At 71.3% G+C, this 18,255-nt stretch carries 18 protein-coding genes; 8 read left to right on the top strand and 10 right to left on the bottom strand.

Annotated elements, in window-relative coordinates:
• Positions 1–127 precede the first annotated feature (127 nt).
• Complete coding sequence (locus tag IE244_RS12870) at positions 128–844, top strand: hypothetical protein (protein ID WP_191873566.1); 717 nt, start codon at positions 128–130, stop codon at positions 842–844.
• A gap of 66 nt (positions 845–910) precedes the next feature.
• On the opposite strand, the gene ppc is transcribed toward IE244_RS12870, so the two are convergent.
• Entirely contained in the window at positions 911–3,643 is a 2,733-nt protein-coding gene (gene ppc, locus IE244_RS12865; RefSeq protein WP_191873564.1) for a phosphoenolpyruvate carboxylase, read from the bottom strand.
• A 302-nt stretch (positions 3,644–3,945) separates the two neighbouring features.
• On the opposite strand from ppc, the gene IE244_RS12860 reads away from it, so the two are divergent.
• From IE244_RS12860 to IE244_RS12850, 3 genes are read left to right on the top strand one after another with little or no spacing between them, the layout of a single operon-like run.
• Positions 3,946–4,953 carry an acyl-CoA desaturase gene (locus IE244_RS12860; protein WP_191873562.1) on the top strand — a complete coding sequence of 336 codons (1,008 nt, stop codon included), beginning with the start codon at positions 3,946–3,948 and terminating at the stop codon, positions 4,951–4,953.
• Positions 4,950–5,627 carry a TetR/AcrR family transcriptional regulator gene (locus tag IE244_RS12855; protein ID WP_161294816.1) on the top strand — a complete coding sequence of 226 codons (678 nt, stop codon included), beginning with the start codon at positions 4,950–4,952 and terminating at the stop codon, positions 5,625–5,627. Before IE244_RS12860 ends, IE244_RS12855 begins: the two co-directional genes overlap by 4 nt.
• 29 nt (positions 5,628–5,656) lie before the next feature.
• Positions 5,657–6,148 carry a hypothetical protein gene (locus IE244_RS12850; protein WP_191873560.1) on the top strand — a complete coding sequence of 164 codons (492 nt, stop codon included), beginning with the start codon at positions 5,657–5,659 and terminating at the stop codon, positions 6,146–6,148.
• On the opposite strand, the gene IE244_RS12845 is transcribed toward IE244_RS12850, so the two are convergent.
• Together IE244_RS12845 and IE244_RS12840 are read right to left on the bottom strand one after the other, a co-directional pair.
• On the bottom strand, positions 6,097–6,456 hold the full coding sequence (locus tag IE244_RS12845; RefSeq protein WP_191873559.1) for a VOC family protein: 360 nt from the start codon (positions 6,454–6,456) through the stop codon (positions 6,097–6,099). The genes IE244_RS12850 and IE244_RS12845 overlap by 52 nt on opposite strands.
• 2 nt (positions 6,457–6,458) lie before the next feature.
• The gene (locus IE244_RS12840) at positions 6,459–7,271 is read right to left on the bottom strand and encodes a trans-aconitate 2-methyltransferase (protein ID WP_191873558.1); all 813 of its coding nucleotides are present in this window, start codon (positions 7,269–7,271) and stop codon (positions 6,459–6,461) included.
• An 88-nt stretch (positions 7,272–7,359) separates the two neighbouring features.
• Between IE244_RS12840 and tamR the strand changes: the two genes are divergently transcribed.
• A complete protein-coding gene (tamR, locus tag IE244_RS12835; RefSeq protein WP_191873557.1) occupies positions 7,360–7,857 on the top strand; it encodes a MarR family transcriptional regulator TamR in 498 nt (165 codons plus the stop codon).
• On the opposite strand, the gene IE244_RS12830 is transcribed toward tamR, so the two are convergent.
• Entirely contained in the window at positions 7,816–8,583 is a 768-nt protein-coding gene (locus tag IE244_RS12830) for a LuxR C-terminal-related transcriptional regulator (RefSeq protein WP_031169759.1), read from the bottom strand. The genes tamR and IE244_RS12830 overlap by 42 nt on opposite strands.
• A gap of 309 nt (positions 8,584–8,892) precedes the next feature.
• On the opposite strand from IE244_RS12830, the gene IE244_RS12825 reads away from it, so the two are divergent.
• On the top strand, positions 8,893–9,333 hold the full coding sequence (locus IE244_RS12825) for a GNAT family N-acetyltransferase (protein WP_229854070.1): 441 nt from the start codon (positions 8,893–8,895) through the stop codon (positions 9,331–9,333).
• 5 nt (positions 9,334–9,338) lie between these two features.
• On the opposite strand, the gene IE244_RS12820 is transcribed toward IE244_RS12825, so the two are convergent.
• The 4 genes from IE244_RS12820 to galT all read right to left on the bottom strand — a co-directional run bounded on the left by IE244_RS12820 (position 9,339) and on the right by galT (position 13,083).
• Positions 9,339–9,830, bottom strand: coding sequence for a hypothetical protein (locus IE244_RS12820; protein WP_191873555.1), 492 nt, complete (start codon positions 9,828–9,830; stop codon positions 9,339–9,341).
• A 69-nt stretch (positions 9,831–9,899) separates the two neighbouring features.
• Entirely contained in the window at positions 9,900–11,054 is a 1,155-nt protein-coding gene (galK, locus tag IE244_RS12815) for a galactokinase (RefSeq protein ID WP_191873554.1), read from the bottom strand.
• Positions 11,054–12,025, bottom strand: coding sequence for a UDP-glucose 4-epimerase GalE (galE, locus tag IE244_RS12810; protein WP_191873553.1), 972 nt, complete (start codon positions 12,023–12,025; stop codon positions 11,054–11,056). Before galE ends, galK begins: the two co-directional genes overlap by 1 nt.
• The gene (gene galT, locus IE244_RS12805; protein ID WP_191873552.1) at positions 12,022–13,083 is read right to left on the bottom strand and encodes a galactose-1-phosphate uridylyltransferase; all 1,062 of its coding nucleotides are present in this window, start codon (positions 13,081–13,083) and stop codon (positions 12,022–12,024) included. Before galT ends, galE begins: the two co-directional genes overlap by 4 nt.
• Before the next feature lie 180 nt (positions 13,084–13,263).
• On the opposite strand from galT, the gene IE244_RS12800 reads away from it, so the two are divergent.
• Together IE244_RS12800 and IE244_RS12795 are read left to right on the top strand one after the other, a co-directional pair.
• A complete protein-coding gene (locus tag IE244_RS12800) occupies positions 13,264–14,955 on the top strand; it encodes a sodium:solute symporter family protein (protein ID WP_191873550.1) in 1,692 nt (563 codons plus the stop codon).
• A gap of 21 nt (positions 14,956–14,976) precedes the next feature.
• Entirely contained in the window at positions 14,977–15,327 is a 351-nt protein-coding gene (locus tag IE244_RS12795; RefSeq protein ID WP_191873548.1) for a hypothetical protein, read from the top strand.
• Positions 15,328–15,498: 171 nt separating this feature from the next.
• Here IE244_RS12795 and IE244_RS12790 read toward each other — a convergent pair whose 3' ends face one another.
• Both IE244_RS12790 and IE244_RS12785 read right to left on the bottom strand, forming a co-directional pair.
• Complete coding sequence (locus tag IE244_RS12790) at positions 15,499–16,182, bottom strand: helix-turn-helix transcriptional regulator (RefSeq protein WP_191873546.1); 684 nt, start codon at positions 16,180–16,182, stop codon at positions 15,499–15,501.
• A gap of 230 nt (positions 16,183–16,412) precedes the next feature.
• Positions 16,413–18,179, bottom strand: a complete 1,767-nt coding sequence (locus tag IE244_RS12785; protein ID WP_191873544.1) for an outer membrane protein assembly factor BamB family protein — start codon at positions 18,177–18,179, stop codon at positions 16,413–16,415.
• Between the last annotated feature and the right edge of the window lie 76 nt (positions 18,180–18,255).

Here is an 18,255-nt window from a genome sequence, read left to right as displayed (position 1 = left end):
GGCGTTCTTCACGTCTGTGGGGGGCTTGTGTGTTGCCTGTTCGTGATTGACCGGCTGCCTGGCGGGACCGGAAGCTGAACCGCCCCCTCCACATCTTCCCCGTTCACCACTCGAAGATGGACAGCCCATGCGTACCCTCTTCCGCGCCGGCGCGCTGACCGCCGGTGTCTCGGCGGCGCTGCTGTGCGCCCCCGCCGCCCACGCGACCGCTCCCGGTGACAACGGCACGGTCAAGATCCACGATGCCCGGACCGGCGAGGAAGCACGCCGCAACGAGCCGCACGTGTGCACGTTCTACCTGGACGCCTTCGGCTTCGACGGCGGGCAGCGGGTCGCCTGGCACATCGAGGCGTGGGCGCCGACGAAGGGCGGGACCGTGAGGTCCGGCGCGATCACCCTGGACTCGGGCGGTCACGGCCGTACGGACGACCTCTCGCTGCCCGACGGGCACTACAAGCTGTTCTGGAACTTCGCGGGTGAGAAGGGCGCGGCCAAGCACAAGGTGTTCTGGACGGACTGCAAGGGCTCCGGGGCAGGCGGCGGCAGGCCGACCGGCTCGGCGTCGCCGTCGTCGCCTTCCTCGGCGTCGTCGCCTTCCTCGGCGTCGTCGTCTTCTTCGGCGTCGCCGGCTTCGGCGTCTTCGGCGTCGTCCGGTGCGGCCCCGGGTGTGTCCGCGTCCGGATCCCCCTCCGCCGCGGCCGCGTCCTCCTCCCCGTCCGCCGGCGGTGACCTCGCCGAGACCGGCAACGGCGCTCCGGTGGGTCTGCTGTCGGCCGCTGCCGCGGCGCTGGTCGCCGTGGGCGGCTGTCTGGTGGCGCGTCGCCGGACGGCCCGGCGGGGCTGAGAGTCCCCCGTACACACGGGTGCCCCCGGGGTCGTACGACCTCGGGGGCACCCGTGTGTCAGCGGGTCAGCCGGTGTTGCGCAGGCCGGCTGCCACGCCGTTGACGGTGAGGAGCAGGGCGCGGGAGAGCAGCGGGTCGGGGTCGGTGCCCGCGGCTGCCGCGTCACGCTGGCGCTTGAGCAGGGTGACCTGGAGGTAGGAGATGGGGTCCAGGTAGGCGTCGCGGATGGCGAAGGTCTGCTTCAGGTCGGGCTGGGCGTCCAGGAGCTCGCTGCCGCCGGTGATCCGCAGAACCTCGCGCACGGTCAGCTCGTGCTCGGCCCTGATGGTGTCGAAGACGTGCCTGAGCTCGTCGGGGACGAGGGTGTCGACGTAGTGCTGGGCGATCCGCAGGTCGGTCTTGGCGAGGGTCATCTCGACGTTGGAGATGAAGTTGCGGAAGAAGTGCCACTGCTGGTGCATCTCGTCGAGCACGCCGTCGAGTCCGGCTGCCCTGAGGGCCTTGAGGCCGGAGCCGACGCCGAACCAGCCGGGAACGATCTGCCGGGACTGGGTCCAGCCGAACACCCACGGGATGGCGCGCAGTCCGTCGAGCGAGACGCCGGAGCCGGGGCGGCGGGAGGGCCGGGAGCCCAGGTGCAGGTCGGCGAGCTGGTCCACCGGCGTCGACGCGAGGAAGTACGTCGGCAGGTCCGGGTCCTCGACGAAGGCGCGGTAGGCGGCGTGGGCGGCGTCGGAGACGACGTCCATGGCGGCGTCCCAGCGGGCCAGGGCCTCGTCGGACTGACGGGGGGCGGTGTGCAGGGCGGAGGCCTGCAGGGTGGCCGCGACGGTCAGTTCCAGGTTCTCCCGGGCGAGGGAGGGGATGAGGTACTTGTCGGAGATGACCTCGCCCTGCTCGGTGACCTTGATCTCGCCCTCCAGGGTGCCCCAGGGCTGGGCGAGGATGGCGTCGTGGGAGGGGCCGCCGCCGCGGCCGACGGTGCCGCCGCGGCCGTGGAAGAGGCGCAGACGGACGCCGTAGCGGTGGGCGACGTCGCGCAGGCGGCGCTGGGCGCGGTGGATCTCCCACTGGCTGGTGGTGATGCCGCCGAACTTGGAGGAGTCGGAGTAGCCGAGCATGACCTCCTGGACGTCACCGCGCAGCGCGACCAGGCGCCGGTAGGACGGGTCGGAGAGCATGTCCTCCAGGATGGTGTCGGCGGCCTTCAGCTCGTCGGTGGTCTCCAGGAGCGGCACGATGCCGATCGTGGCCCAGCCGGCGTGCAGGTCGACGAGGCCGGCCTCGCGGGCGAGGACGGCGGCGGCGAAGACGTCGTCGGCGCCCTGGCACATGGAGATGATGTAGGACTCGACGACCTCGGGGCCGAAGACCGTGAGGGCCTTCTTGACGGTCTGGAAGACGCCGAGGGTCTTGGCGCCGGCCGCGTCGACGGGCGCCGGGGTGGGGGCGAGCGGCCTTCGGGAGCGCAGTTCCTTCGCGAGGAGCTTGGCGCGGTACTCGCGGGGCATGTCGGCGTAGCGCCAGGACTCCTCACCGAGGCGGTCGAAGAGCTGGCCGAGGGCGTGGTGGTGGGCGTCGGCGTGTTCGCGGACGTCCATCGTGGCGAGCTGGAGGCCGAAGGCGGCGAGGGTGCGGATGGTGCGGGCCAGGCGGCCGTCGGCGAGCAGGCCACCGCGGTGTTCGCGCAGCGAGGCCTGGATGATCCGCAGGTCGTTCAGCAGCTCGCTGGTGCCGAGGTAGTCGCGGCCTTCTTCGTGCGCGGTGCCCTTGGCCAGGCGCTGCTTGGTGTTCTCCAGCTTCTGCCGGATGCAGGTGGCCTTGAGCCGGTAGGGCTCCTCGGCGTTGAGGCGCTTGTAGCGGGGGCTGATCTCGGGGAGCAGTTCCAGGTCCGCGCGCAGCGACTCCAGGAGCTCTTCGGTGGCGCCGGTGTAGCGGATGGAGTTGGAGAGCAGTCCGCGCAGCTCGTCGATCATCTCCAGGGCGTCGTTGATGCCGTGTTCGTGCTGGAGGATGAGGACGTCCCAGGTGACCTGGGGGGTGACGTTGGGGTTGCCGTCGCGGTCGCCGCCGATCCAGGTGCCGAACGTCAGCGGCCGCGTGTCGTCGGGCAGCCGTACGCCCACCCGCTCCAGCTCCGCCGTCAGGTCCTCCAGGACGTCGCCGACGGCGCCCGCGTGCAGCTCGTCGAGGTAGTAGATGGCGTTGCGGGCCTCGTCGGCGGGCTCGGGGCGGACGACACGCAGTTCGTCGGTCTGCCACACCAGGTCGATGTTCTCGGCCAGGCGGACGTCGAGGCGGCGCCGGTCGGAGCCCTGGACGGGGGTCTCCAGGAGCGCGGCGATGCGCCGGAGCTTGTTGAGGACCGAGCGGCGCGCGGCCTCGGTGGGGTGTGCCGTGAACACCGGGCGGACGTTGAGGTTCTGGACGGTCTGCCTGAGGTGCTCGGGGTCGGCGTCCTTGAGCCGGTCGGCGGTGCGGGCCAGCAGGCCGCCCTCGGCGGCGCGCCGGGCGCGCAGTTCACGGCCTCGGTGCACCTGTTCGGTGACGTTGGCGAGATGGAAGTACGTGGAGAAGGCGCGGACCAGCTTGGCCGCCGTCTCCAGTTCGGTGCCGCGCAGCAGCTCTGCGGCGGCCTCGCCGTCCTCGCGGGTGAGGCGGCGGACCTTCTCGACCAGGTCGAGGAGCTCGGGGCCCTCCTGCCGGACGAGTGTCTCGCCCAGGAGATCACCCAGCCGGCGGATGTCGGCGCGCAGCTCGCTGCTGGTCGTGGTGGTCTGGTCGTCGGCACTGCTCACAGGTGCGGCTCCTTGCAGTGTTGAAGCTCGTCTGGGAGGGAACCCGGCCGGCTACCAGGCGGCGGGCGCCGCATACGGGCCGGAGTGTCCGGGAAGGAAACTTCAGCGGACCGCGCTGTCCGACCGAATCCAAGGATAGGTGTCCATGTGGACGCGCTGGCTCTGGGGCTCTTGCCGCCGCATGACACGCTGCCATACTTACGACGCCGTAGGTTACGGAACCGTAGGGACGTGCCGTCCACTCCCGTCCGGTCCCGGAGGCCCGGCATCTGCCTCGACCCTCGACCCCACAGGGGACGCGCATGACCTCAAGTTCCGATGTGATCGAAGAAGCCCGTAAGGCCAACGACACTCTCACTCCCTCCGCCACGCTGGGTGGCGAGCAGAAGCGTTCGATCGAGCAGATCACGCTGCTTTTGTTCATCACCGTGCCGTTCCTGGCGCTCGTGGCGGCTGTGCCGCTGGCCTGGGGCTGGGGGGTGAGCTGGCTCGATCTGGGCCTGCTGGTGTTCTTCTACTACCTGGGCTGCCATGGCATCACGATCGGTTTCCACCGGTACTTCACCCATGGCTCGTTCAAGGCGAAGCGGCCGCTGCGGATCGCGCTCGCGATCATGGGCTCGATGGCGGTCGAGGGCCCGCTGGTGCGCTGGGTGGCCGATCACCGCAAGCACCACAAGTTCTCCGACGCGGAGGGGGACCCGCACTCCCCGTGGCGGTTCGGGGAGACGCTCCCGGCGCTGATGAAGGGCCTGTGGTGGGCGCACATCGGCTGGATGTTCGACGAGGAGCAGACGCCGCAGGACAAGTACGCGCCGGATCTGATCAAGGACCCGGCGCTGCGGGCGATCTCCCGCCAGTTCGTCCTGTGGACGGCCGTGTCCCTGCTGGCGCCGCCGCTGGTCGGCGGACTCGTGACGATGTCCTGGTGGGGCGCGTTCACCGCGTTCTTCTGGGGTTCACTCGTCCGGGTGGCGCTGCTGCACCATGTGACGTGGTCGATCAACTCGATCTGCCACGCGGTGGGCAAGCGGCCGTTCAAGTCGCGGGACCGTTCGGGCAACGTGTGGTGGCTGGCGGTGCTGTCCTGCGGTGAGTCGTGGCACAACCTGCACCACGCCGACCCGACCTCGGCGCGGCACGGGGTGATGCGCGGCCAGATCGACTCCTCGGCCCGGATCATCCGCTGGTTCGAGCTGCTCGGCTGGGCGTACGACGTGCGCTGGCCGTCACGCTCGCGTATCGATTCGCGCCGGAACTCCGGCCAGGACGGCTCCCGGCGCCGGAAGGAGACCGCGAAGGCGGCATGATTGACGCCGTGGCGACCGACTCCAGCAGCACCTCCAGCAACGACAAACCGCGGCGGACCCGCCGGACCCGTATGACCGGTGCCGAGCGCCGCCAGCAGCTGCTGGAGATCGGTCGCACCCTCTTCGCCGCGAAGGGTTTCGAGGGCACCTCGGTGGAGGAGATCGCGGCCAAGGCCGGCGTGTCCAAGCCGGTGGTGTACGAGCACTTCGGCGGCAAGGAGGGCCTGTACGCGGTGGTGGTCGACCGCGAGATGCGGCGGCTGCTGGACATGGTGACCGGCTCGCTGACGGCCGGCCATCCCCGGGAGCTGTGCGAGCAGGCGGCGTTCGCGCTGCTCGACTACATCGAGGAGTACACGGACGGCTTCCGCATCCTCGTCCGCGACTCCCCCATCCCGCAGTCGACGGGCTCCTTCGCCTCGCTGATCTCCGACATCGCCACCCAGGTGGAGGACATCCTGGGCCGTGAGTTCAAGTCCCGGGGTTTCGATCCGAAGCTGGCGCCGCTGTACGCGCAGGCGCTGGTCGGCATGGTGGCCCTGACGGGCCAGTGGTGGCTGGACGTGCGTCGCCCGAAGAAGGCGGAGGTCGCGGCGCATCTGGTGAACCTGGCGTGGCACGGGCTGGACGGGCTGGAGCAGAAGCCGCGGCTGATAGGGCACCGCAAGTCATAGGCGCGGGGGCCGCGGCGTACGATCACGCGGTGGCTTGGCAGCGCAGGGTCCGTACGAGACGGCAGCAGGCGTGGGGGACGGCCGTGTGGGGTCTCGTCGCCGCGGGCCTGTTCGCTCTCACCGGCTACCTGGCAGGTTCGGCCGTGGGGCACCTGGGGCTGATGGGGCATCCGCTGGCCCTGCGGACGACGCACTGCTGGACGACCGGGCCCTCCACCACGTCGCGCGGCGGCTCCACCGGCGGCGACTGGGACTGCACGGGGCTGGCGGCCTCCGGCGGCAGGACGCACCGCATCACGGCGACCGGCTTCACCTCCTACCCCGTGTCCATGCCGGTGCGGGTGGCCCAGGAGCCCTGGGGGAGCTGGGTCCCGGTGGACCAGGGCGGCTGGAACAAGGCGGGCCGCGCGCTCTCGCCGCTGGTCCCCCTCGCGCTCGCGGTGACGTTCGCCCGGTGGACGCTGATCAGCTACCGGGGCTGGAGGAACTCCAGGCGGTTGCCGACGGGGTCCTCGGAGTAGAAACGCAAGTGGCCGGGGAGGTTGTCGTCCCAGGTCACCGGGGCGCCCTTCGCGCTCAGCCGGGCCGCGTACGCCTCGATCCGGGTGACCCGCAGCCCCGGGTGGGCCTTCTTCGCGGGACGGAAGGCGTCCTCGACGCCCAGATGGAGCCGCACCGCCCCGGCCTGGAACCAGCAGCCGCCGCGCGCCGCGAGCGCCGGCGGCTTGGGGATCTCCGTCATCCCGAGGACGTCGGCGTAGTACGCGCGCAGCTCGTCCTCCGCTCCGGGCGGGGCGGCCAGCTGCACGTGATCGACCGCGAGGAGCATCGTCAGGCCCCCTTCACGGCGACGGCGAACAGCCGGCGGAAGGGCAGGACGGTGCCGTACGGGGCGCTCGGGTAGGCCCGCCGCAGCAGGTCCCGGTACTCGCCGAGGAACGCGTCCCTGGCCTCGGGGTCGTCGGCGAGGGCGGTCAGGGCGGGCCGCAGTCCGGTGCCCTTCACCCACTCCAGGACCGGGTCCTCGCCGGTGAGGACGTGGAAGTACGTCGTCTGCCACACGTCGGCGGCGCAGCCGAGGCGGGCGAGGCGGTCCAGATAGGCGCCGGGGGTGTGCACGGAGTCGGTGCGGCGCAGGACGCCGGCGAGGCGGGCCTTCCAGCGGGGGGTGCCGGCGAGTTCGCGCATCAGGGCGTGCAGCGGGGCGTCGACGTTGTCGGGGATCTGGAAGGCGAGGGCGCCGCCGGGGCGCAGGCCGGTGATCCAGTCGCCGAAGCGCTCGGCGTGGCCCGGCACCCACTGGAGGGTCGCGTTGGAGACGATCAGGTCGCAGGGCTCCTCGGGCGTCCAGGTGCGGGCGTCGGCGCGCGCGAAGTCCAGGCGGCCCCCGCCGGGCGTCGGCCCCTCGTGGCCGGTGTGGGCCGCGTCGAGCATCTCGGGCGAGTTGTCGTAGCCGGTGACGTGGGCGGTGGGCCAGCGCTGGGTGAGCAGGACGGTGACGTTGCCCGGGCCGCAGCCGAGGTCGGCGATGCGGGGCGCCGGTGTGGGCAGGTCGGGGACGCGGGCGAGGAGGTCGGTGAAGGGGCGGGCCCGGTGACCGGCGTGCCGCAGGTACTGGCCGGGGTCCCAGAAGGGAGTCGTCATACCCGTCACTCTCCCCGGGCTATATCTTGATGTCAAGAGACTCGATCTCAAGAGACTTCATGTCGACACAACCACTACACTGATCTCCATGGAGGACGAGGTCGATCGGCTGGTCGCAGCGTGGCGCCGGGAACGTCCGGACCTCGACGTGGAGCCGCTGGAAGTGCTCAGCCGGGTGAGCCGGCTCGCCCGGCATCTGGACCGTGCGCGCAGGCTCGCCTTCGCCGAACACCAGCTGGAGCCCTGGGAGTTCGATGTGCTGACCGCGCTCCGGCGCGCGGGCACGCCGTACCAGCTCTCCCCCGGCCAGCTGCTGACCCAGACCCTCGTCACCTCGGGCACGATGACCAACCGCATCGACCGGCTGGCCAAGAAGGGCCTGGTGGAGCGGCTGCCCGACCCGAGCGACCGGCGCGGTGTGCTGGTGCGGCTGACCGACACCGGCCGGGACCGCGCGGACCAGGCGCTCGCGGGCCTGCTGGAGCAGGAGCGGGCGATCCTCGGCGAGCTGTCCCGCACCCAGCGCGCGGAGCTGGCCGGTCTGCTACGCCAGCTGACCGCCCCGTTCGACAACATCCCCGGCTAGGTCGGCCGGGCCGACGCCGGCGCGGCGGGCGAGTGCCACAGCGGCCAGCGTGGAGTGGACGCCGAGTTTGCCGAGGACGTTCTGCATGTGGGTGCGCACGGTGTGCGGGGAGAGGAACAGCCGCTCGGCGACGGCTTTCCTGCCCAGCCCCGCGACCATGCAGCGCAGCACCTCCCGCTCGCGCGGGGTGAGCGACTCCACCAGCCGCTCGCTCTCGCTGCGGTGCCGGCGGGCCGCGGTCAGTTCCCGCAGTACGCCCGTGAGCAGGGCGGGCGGCAGATGGGTCTCGTCGCGCAGCACGCCCCGGATCACCGTCAGCAGCCGGGACAGCGAGCAGTCCTTGGCGACCCAGCCCGAGGCGCCGGCCTGCAGCGCGAGCGCCGCCCGCCGGGGATCGTCCTTCTCGGCGAGCACGACGATCCGCACGGCGGGCTGGGCGGTGCGCACGCCCGCGACCAGCGAGATCCCGTCGACCAGCCCCTCCTCGTCGCCCTCCTGCACGGGCACGGCCGGCCGGGTGCCGGGGACGTTGCCGCCCAGGTCGGCGTCGACGAGGAGGACGTCGTAGCGGCGGCCCTCACCGGCCGCCCGCTCCAGGCAGCGCAGCGCGGCGGGGCCGCTGCCGGCGGCGAAGACGTCGACGTCGGGCTCGGCGGCCAGGGCGGCGGCGAGCGACTCGGCGAAGATGCGGTGGTCGTCGACGACCAGGACTCGGATACGAACCACGTAACCCCCTTCCCCAGGCTCCGCGCGGAGCAGGGGACAACCAAGGTCCGGAAAGGGCCCGGCCGCCAGCAGCCGGTCCGCAAGGGAGAACGACGACCGCGCGGGTACGACACCCCACGGGAAGGACGCGCGCCGCACGGCCGCCGCCGTCGCGGAAACTGCTACCCCCACCGCGGGTGTCGTACCCGCCTGTCTCGCCCCCTGATCGGCACCGGCCCCCACCGGTGCTGTTCCTCAGAGTACGGATGGGAGCACGCTGCGGAAGGAGATTTACAGAACTGGCCGTCCGGCGCGTTTATGGTGTGCCGCATGTTTCGTATTGAGGCGGAAGTCGACAAAGTCCGACGTGATCTGCTCCGCTCGCGGCTGCGGGACACCAACACGGCGGCGTCCCCGGTGCTGGCGGCCCTGCGCGGCACCCCCGCCGAACGCGACGTCCCCCTCCACGTCTGGGCACTGGACTCCTCCGGCGAGCTGGCCGGCGGCCTGGTCGGCCACACCTGGGCGACCTGGCTGCACATCACCTACCTGTGGGTCGACGCCGTGCACCGCGGCACCGGACTGGGCTCACGTCTGCTCGCCGAGGCCGAGCGCATCGCCGCCGGCCGCGGCTGCACGGCCTCCCGCCTGGAGACCTGGGACTTCCAGGCCCCCGCGTTCTACCGGAAGCACGGCTACGAGGTGGTGGGCGTGATCCCCGACTATCCGCCGGGGATCACGGAGTACACGCTGACGAAGCGGCTGGTCTGACGGGGTCATCGCGGCCTTCGAGCCCGGGACGGGCCCGGCGGGGCCGGGGGCGGTGGCGGTGGCGGACAGGGTGGCCGGGGCGGGATCCGCGGCCGGGGCGCGCCCACCGGTGGCGGGGGCTGGGGTTCCAGCGAGCGCCGCGGACGGGGTTGCGGCGGCCGGGGCGTCAGCGGCGGCGCCGGAGCGGGAGGGGGCGGCGGGGGCGGCGGCGGCTCGTCGTCCGCCAGCACCGGGCCGCCCGCCCGCAGCCGCTCGATGGTCCGCTCCGCCCGGCGGCGGGCCCGGGGGTCGTCGTCGCGCCGGAAGAGCAGCCGCACGGTGACGGGGCCGCGGTAGCCGAGCAGCACAGCGCTCGGGCCGCTCAGCTGCTCGGCCAGGACCAGCCGGTACCCGAGCGCGTGCGCGATCCGCTCGGCCAGCGCTCTGTGCCCCGTGCCGAGGCGGAGTTCGACCTGGCCCCGGCCGTCGAAGCGGGACCGTATCTCGTCGGCCTGCATCCGCCACGCCTCCCGTGAAAGAGCGTCAGCCCCGCACCCGCGTGCGGGGCTGACGACGGTAGCGCACGATCAGACCAAGCGCCGCGCCCCCGCCGACGGCACCGCCTCGAAGACGCGGGGGGCCGTGCGGCCCGCCGCCGCGAAGGCCTCCTCGACCGTCTTGGTGAGGGTGTCGACGTCCGTGGCCTCCGCCAGGACGATCGCCGAGCCGCCGAAGCCGCCACCGGTCATCCGGGCGCCCAGGGCGCCGGCGGACAGGGCCGTGTCCACCACCAGATCCAGTTCGGGGCAGGAGACGCGGAAGTCGTCGCGCAGCGAGGCGTGGCCCTCGGTCAGGACGGGGCCGATGGCGCGGGTGTCGCCGGCGCGCAGGAGGGCCACCGTCCGCTCGACCCGCTCGTCCTCCGTCACCACGTGCCGGACCAGGCGGCGTACCTCCTCCTCGTCGCCGAGCCGGGCCAGCGCCGCGTCCAGGCCGGCGTACGGGATGTCCCGCAGCGCGTCGACGCCGAGCAGGGCGGCGCCCTTCTCGCAGCCCGCGCGGCGCTTGCCGTACTCGCCGCCGCTGTGGGCGTGCTTGACCTGGGTGTCCACGACGAGCAGGCGCAGGCCCTCGGCCGCGAGGTCGAAGGGGATCTGCTGCTGGGACAGGTCACGGGTGTCCAGGAACAGCGCGTGCCCCTGCTCGCAGCAGGCCGACGCCGTCTGGTCCATGATGCCGGTCGGCGCGCCGACGTAGACGTTCTCGGCGCGCTGGCACAGCCGGGCGAGCTTCCAGCCGGGCAGGCCCAGTCCGTACAGGTCGTCGAGCGCGAGCGCGATCACCACCTCCAGGGCCGCCGACGACGAAAGGCCCGCGCCCGTCGGGACCGTCGAGGACAGGTGGACGTCCGCGCCGGTCACGCCGTGGCCCGCCTCGCGCAGCGCCCAGGCCACGCCCGCCGGGTACGCCGTCCAGTCCGTGTCGCGGCCGGGCTCCAGGGCGTCCGGCGGCAGTTCCACCACGCCGCCCTCGATGTCCGCCGAGTGCAGGCGCAGGATCCCGTCGGTGCGGCGGGAGACCGCCGCGATCGCCTGCTGCGGCAGCGCGAACGGCATCACGAAGCCGTCGTTGTAGTCGGTGTGCTCGCCGATCAGGTTGACCCGGCCCGGGGCCGCCCACACCCCCTCCGGCTCCGCGCCGTACAGCTCGGTGAAGCGCTCCGCGACCTGCTGTGCCCCCACTAGTGCTCCCTTGCAGACTTCTCGATGCCCTGTGCGAACTCCCACGCGTCCGCGACGATGCCCGCGAGGGACGCGCGGGACGGGTTCCAGCCCAGTTTCTCGCGGGCGGTGTCCGCCGAGGCGACCAGCACCGCGGGGTCGCCGCCCCGGCGCGAGGCGATCACCTCGGGGATCGGGTGGCCGGTGACCTCGCGGACGGTCTCGATGACCTGGCGCACGGAGAAGCCGTTGCCGTTGCCGAGGTTGCAGATCAGGTGCTCGCCGGGCCGCGCGGCGGTCAGGGCCAGCAGGTGGGCCTCGGCGAGGTCCGCGACGTGGATGTAGTCGCGCACGCAGGTGCCGTCCGGGGTGGGGTAGTCGTCGCCGTAGACGGAGATCGCGTCGCGGCGGCCCTGGGCGACCTGGAGGACCAGCGGGATGAGGTGGGACTCGGGGTCGTGGCGCTCCCCCTGGGCGCCGTAGGCGCCGGCCACGTTGAAGTAGCGCAGGGACACCGCCGCCAGGCCGTGGGCGTTCGCCTCGCTGGTGATCATGTGGTCGACGGCCAGCTTGGAGGCGCCGTAGGGATTGGTCGGCCGGGTCGGCGCGCTCTCCTCGATCGGGACCTGCTCCGGCTCGCCGTAGGTCGCCGCCGTGGAGGAGAAGACGAGCGTGCGCACGCCCGCGTCGCGCATCGCGCCGAGCAGCGCCATGGAGCCGGCGACATTGTTGTCCCAGTACTTCTCCGGCTTCACCACCGACTCGCCGACCTGCGAGAACGCGGCGAAGTGCAGCACGCCGCCGTAGGAGGGGTCGAGCCACTTGGCGGCGTCGCGGATGTCGCCCTCGATGAACGCGGCGCCCGCCGGCACGCCCTCGCGGAAGCCGGTGGAGAGGTTGTCGAGGACGGTGACCTCGTGGCCGGCCTCCAGCAGGTACTGGGCCACGACACTGCCGACGTAACCCGCGCCACCCGTCACCAGGTACTTCATGAACTCGCTACCTCTCGCAGTCGCTCGGCCGCGCGCTCCGGCGGCACATCGTTGATGAACACGCTCATGCCGGACTCGGAACCCGCGAGAAACTTCAGCTTGCCGGAAGTGCGGCGGATGGTGAAAAGCTCGAGGTGGAGCGCGAAGTCGTCGCGCGTCACACCGTCGAACTCCTCCAGCGCGCCGAACGGGGCCTGGTGCCAGGCCGCGATGTACGGCGTCGGAGGCTCACCGGTGCCGAAGATCCGGTCGAAGCGCCTCAAGAGTTCCAGATAGACCTGGGGGAATTCTGTGCGTGCCGCCTCGTCCAGCGCGAGCAGGTCGGGGACGCGCCGCTTCGGGTACAGGTGGACCTCGTACGGCCAGTGCGCGGCGTACGGCACGAACGCGACCCAGTGTTCACCCTCAAGGACGACCCGTTCCCCGGTCAGTTCCCGCTCCACGACGGCGTCGAAGAGGTTCTCGCCGCCGGTGGCCTCCTGGTGCGCGGCGAGCGAGCGGAGCATCAGCGCGGTGCGCGGGGTGGTGAAGGGGTAGGCGTAGATCTGCCCGTGCGGGTGGCCCAGGGTCACACCGATCTCGGCACCGCGGTTCTCGAAACAGAAGACCTGCTCGACGGCGGGCAGGTGCGACAGCTCCGACGTGCGGTCCGTCCACGCGTCGAGCACCAGGCGCGCCTGCTCGGCGGTCAGGTCCGCGAAGGAGGCGTCGTGGTCGGACGTGAAGCAGACGACCTCGCAGCGGCCGGAGTCGCCGGCGAGGGAGGGGAACCGGTTCTCGAAGACGACGACGTCGTACGACGAGTCCGGGATCTCGCTGAGCCGGTCGCCCCGCGTGGGGCACAGGGGGCACTGGTCGGCCGGCGGATGGTACGTGCGGCCCTGCCGGTGCGAGGCGACGGCGACCGAGTCGCCGAGCAGCACGTCACGGCGGATCTCGGAGGTGGTGACCGTACGGTCCAGCGGTCGTCGGTCGACGGCGTCGCGCACGGCGTCGTCCCGCAGGTCGTAGTAGATCAGCTCACGACCGTCGGCCAGCCGTGTCGAGGTCTTCTTCAACGCCGGACTCCTCTACACCCCGCACCCAATCACTCAACACAATCAAACATAACAGACCACAACCTCACAACCTCGGGCTTCATCACAATCAAACAAAGAACACCAACAGAAGTGTTCAATATCTGAACGCGGAGACGTAGGTTCCGCTCTGGATCAGTTCGCGCAACGAAGCGAGTTCTCATGCAAACCCCCACAGACAGCCCCGTGTATCTGGCGGCGCAGCTACGGCTCCCCACCAACTGGCTGGACTACACGATCCTGGCGATCTACTTCGTCGTCGTCCTGGGCATCGGCTTCGCGGCCCGCCGCTCGGTGAAGACCAGCCTCGACTTCTTCCTCTCCGGACGCTCGCTGCCCGCCTGGATCACCGGCCTCGCCTTCATCTCGGCGAACCTGGCGGCCACCGAGATCCTGGGCATGGCCGCGAACAGCGCCCAGTACGGCGCCTACACCGTGCACTGGTACTGGATCGGCGCCATCCCCGCCATGGTCTTCCTGGGCCTGGTGATGATGCCGTTCTACTACGGCAGCAAGGTCCGCTCGGTCCCCGAGTTCCTGCTGCTGCGCTTCGACCGGGCCGCCCACCTGCTCAGTTCGATCCTGTTCGCGTTCGCCGCCATCCTGATCGCGGGCGTCAACCTCTACGCCCTCGCGATCGTCGTCGAGGCGCTGCTGGGCTGGCCGCAGTGGGTCGCGATCGTGGTGGCCGGCGCGTTCGTGCTCGCGTACATCACCCTGGGCGGTCTGTCCTCGGCGATCTACAACGAGGTGCTGCAGTTCTTCGTGATCCTGGCCGCCCTCATCCCGATCACCATCCTCGGCCTGAAGAAGGTCGGCGGCTGGAACGGGCTCACCCACAAGCTCACCGCGACGCACGGCGCCGACTTCACCACGGCCTGGGGCGGCACCGGCATCGGTCATGCCAACCCGCTCGGCGCCAACTGGCTGACCATCGTCCTCGGCCTCGGCTTCGTGCTCTCCTTCGGCTACTGGACCACCAACTTCGCCGAGGTGCAGCGCGCCCTGTCCGCGAAGAACCTCTCCGCCGGGCAGCGGACCCCGCTGATCGCCGCCTACCCCAAGATCTTCATCGTCTTCCTGGTGATGATCCCGGGCCTGGTGGCCGCCGCGATCGTCCCGAAGTTCGGCACCCCGGCCTCCGGCTACCAGTACAACGACGCCATCCCGTACCTGATGCAGGAGCTGCTGCCCAACGGTGTGCTCGGCATCGCCGTCACCGGTCTGCTGGCGGCCTTCATGGCGGGCATGGCGGCCAACGTGTCGTCCTTCAACACGGTGTTCACCAACGACATCTGGGCGAAGTACGTGGTGCGGGGCCGCGAGGACGCGTACTACGTGCGCTTCGGCCGCCTGATCACCGTGATCGGCGTGTTCGCCTCGATCGGCACGGCGTTCCTGGCGTCCTCGTTCTCGAACATCATGAGCTATCTGCAGACGCTGTTCTCCTTCTTCAACGTGCCGATGTTCGTCGTCTTCATCGTCGGCATGTTCTGGAAGCGCGCCTCCGCCAAGTCCGGCTTCTGGGGTCTGCTCGCCGGTACGACCGCGGCGATGATCAACTACTTCGTGTTCTACAAGAAGGGCATCATCTCCCTCCCCTCCGACCAGGGCGCCAACTTCGTCTCCGCGATCGCGGGCTTCGTCGCCGGCGCGATCGTGATGGTCGTCGTGTCCCTGTTCACCCAGCCGAAGCCGGCCCAGGAACTGCAGGGGCTGGTCTACGGCACCCGCTCCCCCGGCATGTCCGAACCGCCCGCCGCCGGCGACGACGCCTGGTACCGCAGGCCGGCCCTGCTGGGCTGGGGCGCGGTCGTGCTGGCCGCCGCCTGCTACGTCCCGTTCTCGTTCTGACGCGGGAGGATCGAGGAAACCATGAGCGACAACGCGCACTCCGACCGCGCACACAAGGGCCACGAGCCCTTCCACTACAGCGAGGAGGACGTCCAGCGGGAAGTCACCGAGCTGGAGGGCAAGTCCGCGACCGCGGCCCGCATCTTCGACCTGCGCCGCATCATCGGCGGCCTGTTCGTCCTGTACGGCGTCATCGTCACGATCACCGGGATCACCGACTCCCGGTCCGCCATCGACAAGGCCCAGGGCGTCAACATCAACCTGTGGACCGGGATCGGCATGCTCCTGCTGGGCATCTTCTTCCTGGCCTGGCTGAAGCTTCGGCCCGTGGCGCCTCAGCAGCTTCCTCCGGAGGGTTCGCCGGGGGAGTGAACGCCGGCCGGGGGCGGCTTTGCCGCAGGGCGGCGGGCCGTCCCCGGCCGCGAGTTCGTGGTGGCTGCTCGCGCGGTTCCCCGCGCCCCTTGGGGGACTGCGCGAAGTCCCCGCGTCCCTCGGGGGACTGCGGTGCCGCCGGGTTCATACCGCCGCCGTCCCTTCGGGCGGCTAGTCCGGGCCGGGGTTCAGCGGGCCCGCCCGGTCCAGCAGGCCTGTCCGCGCGGCCAGTGCCGCCGCCTCCAGCCGCGACCCCACCCCCAGCTTCATCAGCACCCGCTGCACATGCGTCCGCGCCGTACTCGGCGCGATCCCCATCCCGGCGGCGATCAGCCGCGTGTCCTCCCCGTCGGCCACCCGCACCAGCACCTCCACCTCCCGCGGCGTCAGCACCGACAGCAGCCGCTGGGCCTCGTCATCGGGCTGCGCGGCGGGATTGAGCAGCTCCCCGAACGCCCCCTGCAGCAGCTGCGGAGCCACCGCCGCCTCCCCCGACCGCGCCTTCATGATCGCCCGCTCGACACCCTCGATCCGCTCGTCGTGCCGTACGTACCCCGACGCCCCGGCCGCGAAGGCCGCCGCGATCCCGCGCGGCGACGGCACCGGGCCGAGCACCAGCACCGCCACCTGCGGCCGCTCCCGCTTGATCTTCACCACCGGGTCGAACACGCCCGGCTCGGCCGGCGCCGCCGTACCCAGCAGGCACACCTCCGGCGCCCGCGCGATCACCAGGTCCGCCGCGCCCGCGGCCGGTGCCGCCGCGGCGAGCACCCGGTGCCCGCGCAGCTTGAGCGCCGACGCCAGCGCTTCCGCGAGCAGGCGATGGTCGTCCACGACCATGAGCCGCACTCCCATAGAGCAACCCCCCAGTCCCCCCCATGGATGCCCCACTATGGACGCCCACCGGTCCGCAAGGACAGAGGGCCCCCCGGCACCTCCGCCCTCCATATGCCCCCGGAAGCTACACGCTTGTTCGACGTCGCGCTGCCCCTCTTGATGAGAAGTGCCCCGGATCGATGAAATCCGGGGCACTTCTTGGTAAGTCACCCATTCGGGCGAGACTCGTCATGAGGTCGGCGAGGCCGTCAGCCGCCCGTGCCGAACGCCACCGCCAGGTCCTTGCCGTACGAGGAGGACGCCTTGCGGGCGTGGACCTCCGACATGTACAGGCGGCCGTTGGCGAAGAGGAGCTCCGCGAACTCCGGCAGCATGTCGATCTCCACGTCGTGCACGCTCCGCGTGGAGGGGTTCTCCAGCAGCTTGGTCGACTTGAAGGTCCCGCCGTCGATGCTGACGACCTGGCCGCCCTTGTCGTACGGCGGTTCGTTGTAGGCGATCAGGTTGCCGCCGTCCATGCGCAGCGGCGAGAGCGTGTAGCCGTCCCCGGCCTCGGCACGCTGGCCGGTCGGCTTGCCGGTGTGCAGGTCGAACGAGACGATCTCGTTGGTCCTGCTGAACTCGCCGGTGCCGTCGTGCTCCGCGGTCGGCAGGTACAGCTTGCCGTTGCCGACGACGATCTGGTGGCAGTCCTCGATACGGGTGCTGCCGTCGCACTTGCCGCCGTAGGTGTTGTCCGGCGCGGAGATGTGGGCGAGCAGCTTGCCGGTCTTGTTGTCGATGGAGAAGTAGTCCAGGGCGTCGCTTTCGTCTCCCACCTCGGCGGCCACCACCAGCGGCTCGGTGGAGACGACGGAGGCGTCCTCGATGCCCGGGTCCATCTTGTACTCGGAGAGCACCTTCCCGGTCTTCGGGTCGATGGTCTGGATGGACACCCGCTCGTTGTCGATGTCTCCGCAGTGGCGCACCGCGACCAGCTTGGCGCCGCCGCCGTACCCCGCGTCGTAGCAGTCGTCGCCCGGCTTCGGCAGCCACAGCGGCTTGCCGGAGTCGAGGTCGAAGGCGGCGCCGCCTTCGGAGTCGCCCAGCGCGACGGTGCGCTGAGCGACCGTCACGTTCTCGTAGTCGACCGGGTAGTCACCGGACTTGACCGTCTTCGTCCACAGTTTCGTCCCCGCGTCGAGGTCGATCGCGGCGATCTGGGTGCACCCGCCGATGGACGTCTTCGTGTCCGGCCTCGGCTGGTAGGTGATCGCGGTCTTGTCGTCGTCGGTGACGTGCTTGCTCGCCGCGCAGAGCGGGCCGGGCAGCTTGATCGTCCACAGCTTGGTGCCCTTGGCCGGGTCGTAGCCGACGATCTCGTTGACGCCGCTCTTGGCGTACACCTTGTCGGTCAGCCACGAACCGATCGTGCTGATCAGGTCGTTCGCGTGGGGCATGGGCACCTCGAAGAGGACCTTGCCCGCGGGGTCGGCCGGCACCTTCTCCTTGCCGCCGCTGCCGGTCTTGCCGCCGGTGCCGCCGCTGGACGAGGCGGTGTTGTGGCTCTTGCCGTCGTCCCCGGAGGAGCTGGCGTACCAGATGCCGCCGGCGACGATCAGCGCGATGGCGACGACGGCGGCGACGACGATGAGCAGCACCGAGTTGTTCCGTCCGCCGCCGCTCTGCCCCGGCTGCGGCTGCATCGGCACGGTCGGCGGCTGGCCCGGGTAGCCGTAACCCGGCTGCGTGGGCTGCCCGTACGGGTTCTGCGGGTGGCCGTAGGCCGGGGGCTGCTGGCCGTACGGGTTCTGCTGCGGGCCGGGGTAGCCGTAACCGGACTGGGGCGGCTGGGGCGGCTGCGGGGCCGGAGCGGGCTGCGGGTAGCCGTAGCCGGGCTGCGGCTGAGCGGGCTGCGGGTACCCGTAGCCGGGCTGCGGCTGAGGCGGCTGCGGGGGCTGCTGCGGTGGGGTCGGAGGGCCGAAGCCGCCCTGCTGCGGGGGCTGGTTCGGCGGCGGAGGGGGCGGCTGGGTCATGGGACGGGTACCTCGGTGGGGCTCGGAGAGCCGTTCGGCGAAAGGGACGGCGGAACAGGCTTGGTACGGACGGGGA

The sequence above is a fragment of the Streptomyces filipinensis genome (genome assembly GCF_014649495.1).
GTDB lineage: Bacteria > Actinomycetota > Actinomycetes > Streptomycetales > Streptomycetaceae > Streptomyces > Streptomyces filipinensis.
The sequence above is the reverse complement of the archived record's forward strand: the minus strand, read 5'-3'. Positions and strand labels throughout refer to the sequence as shown.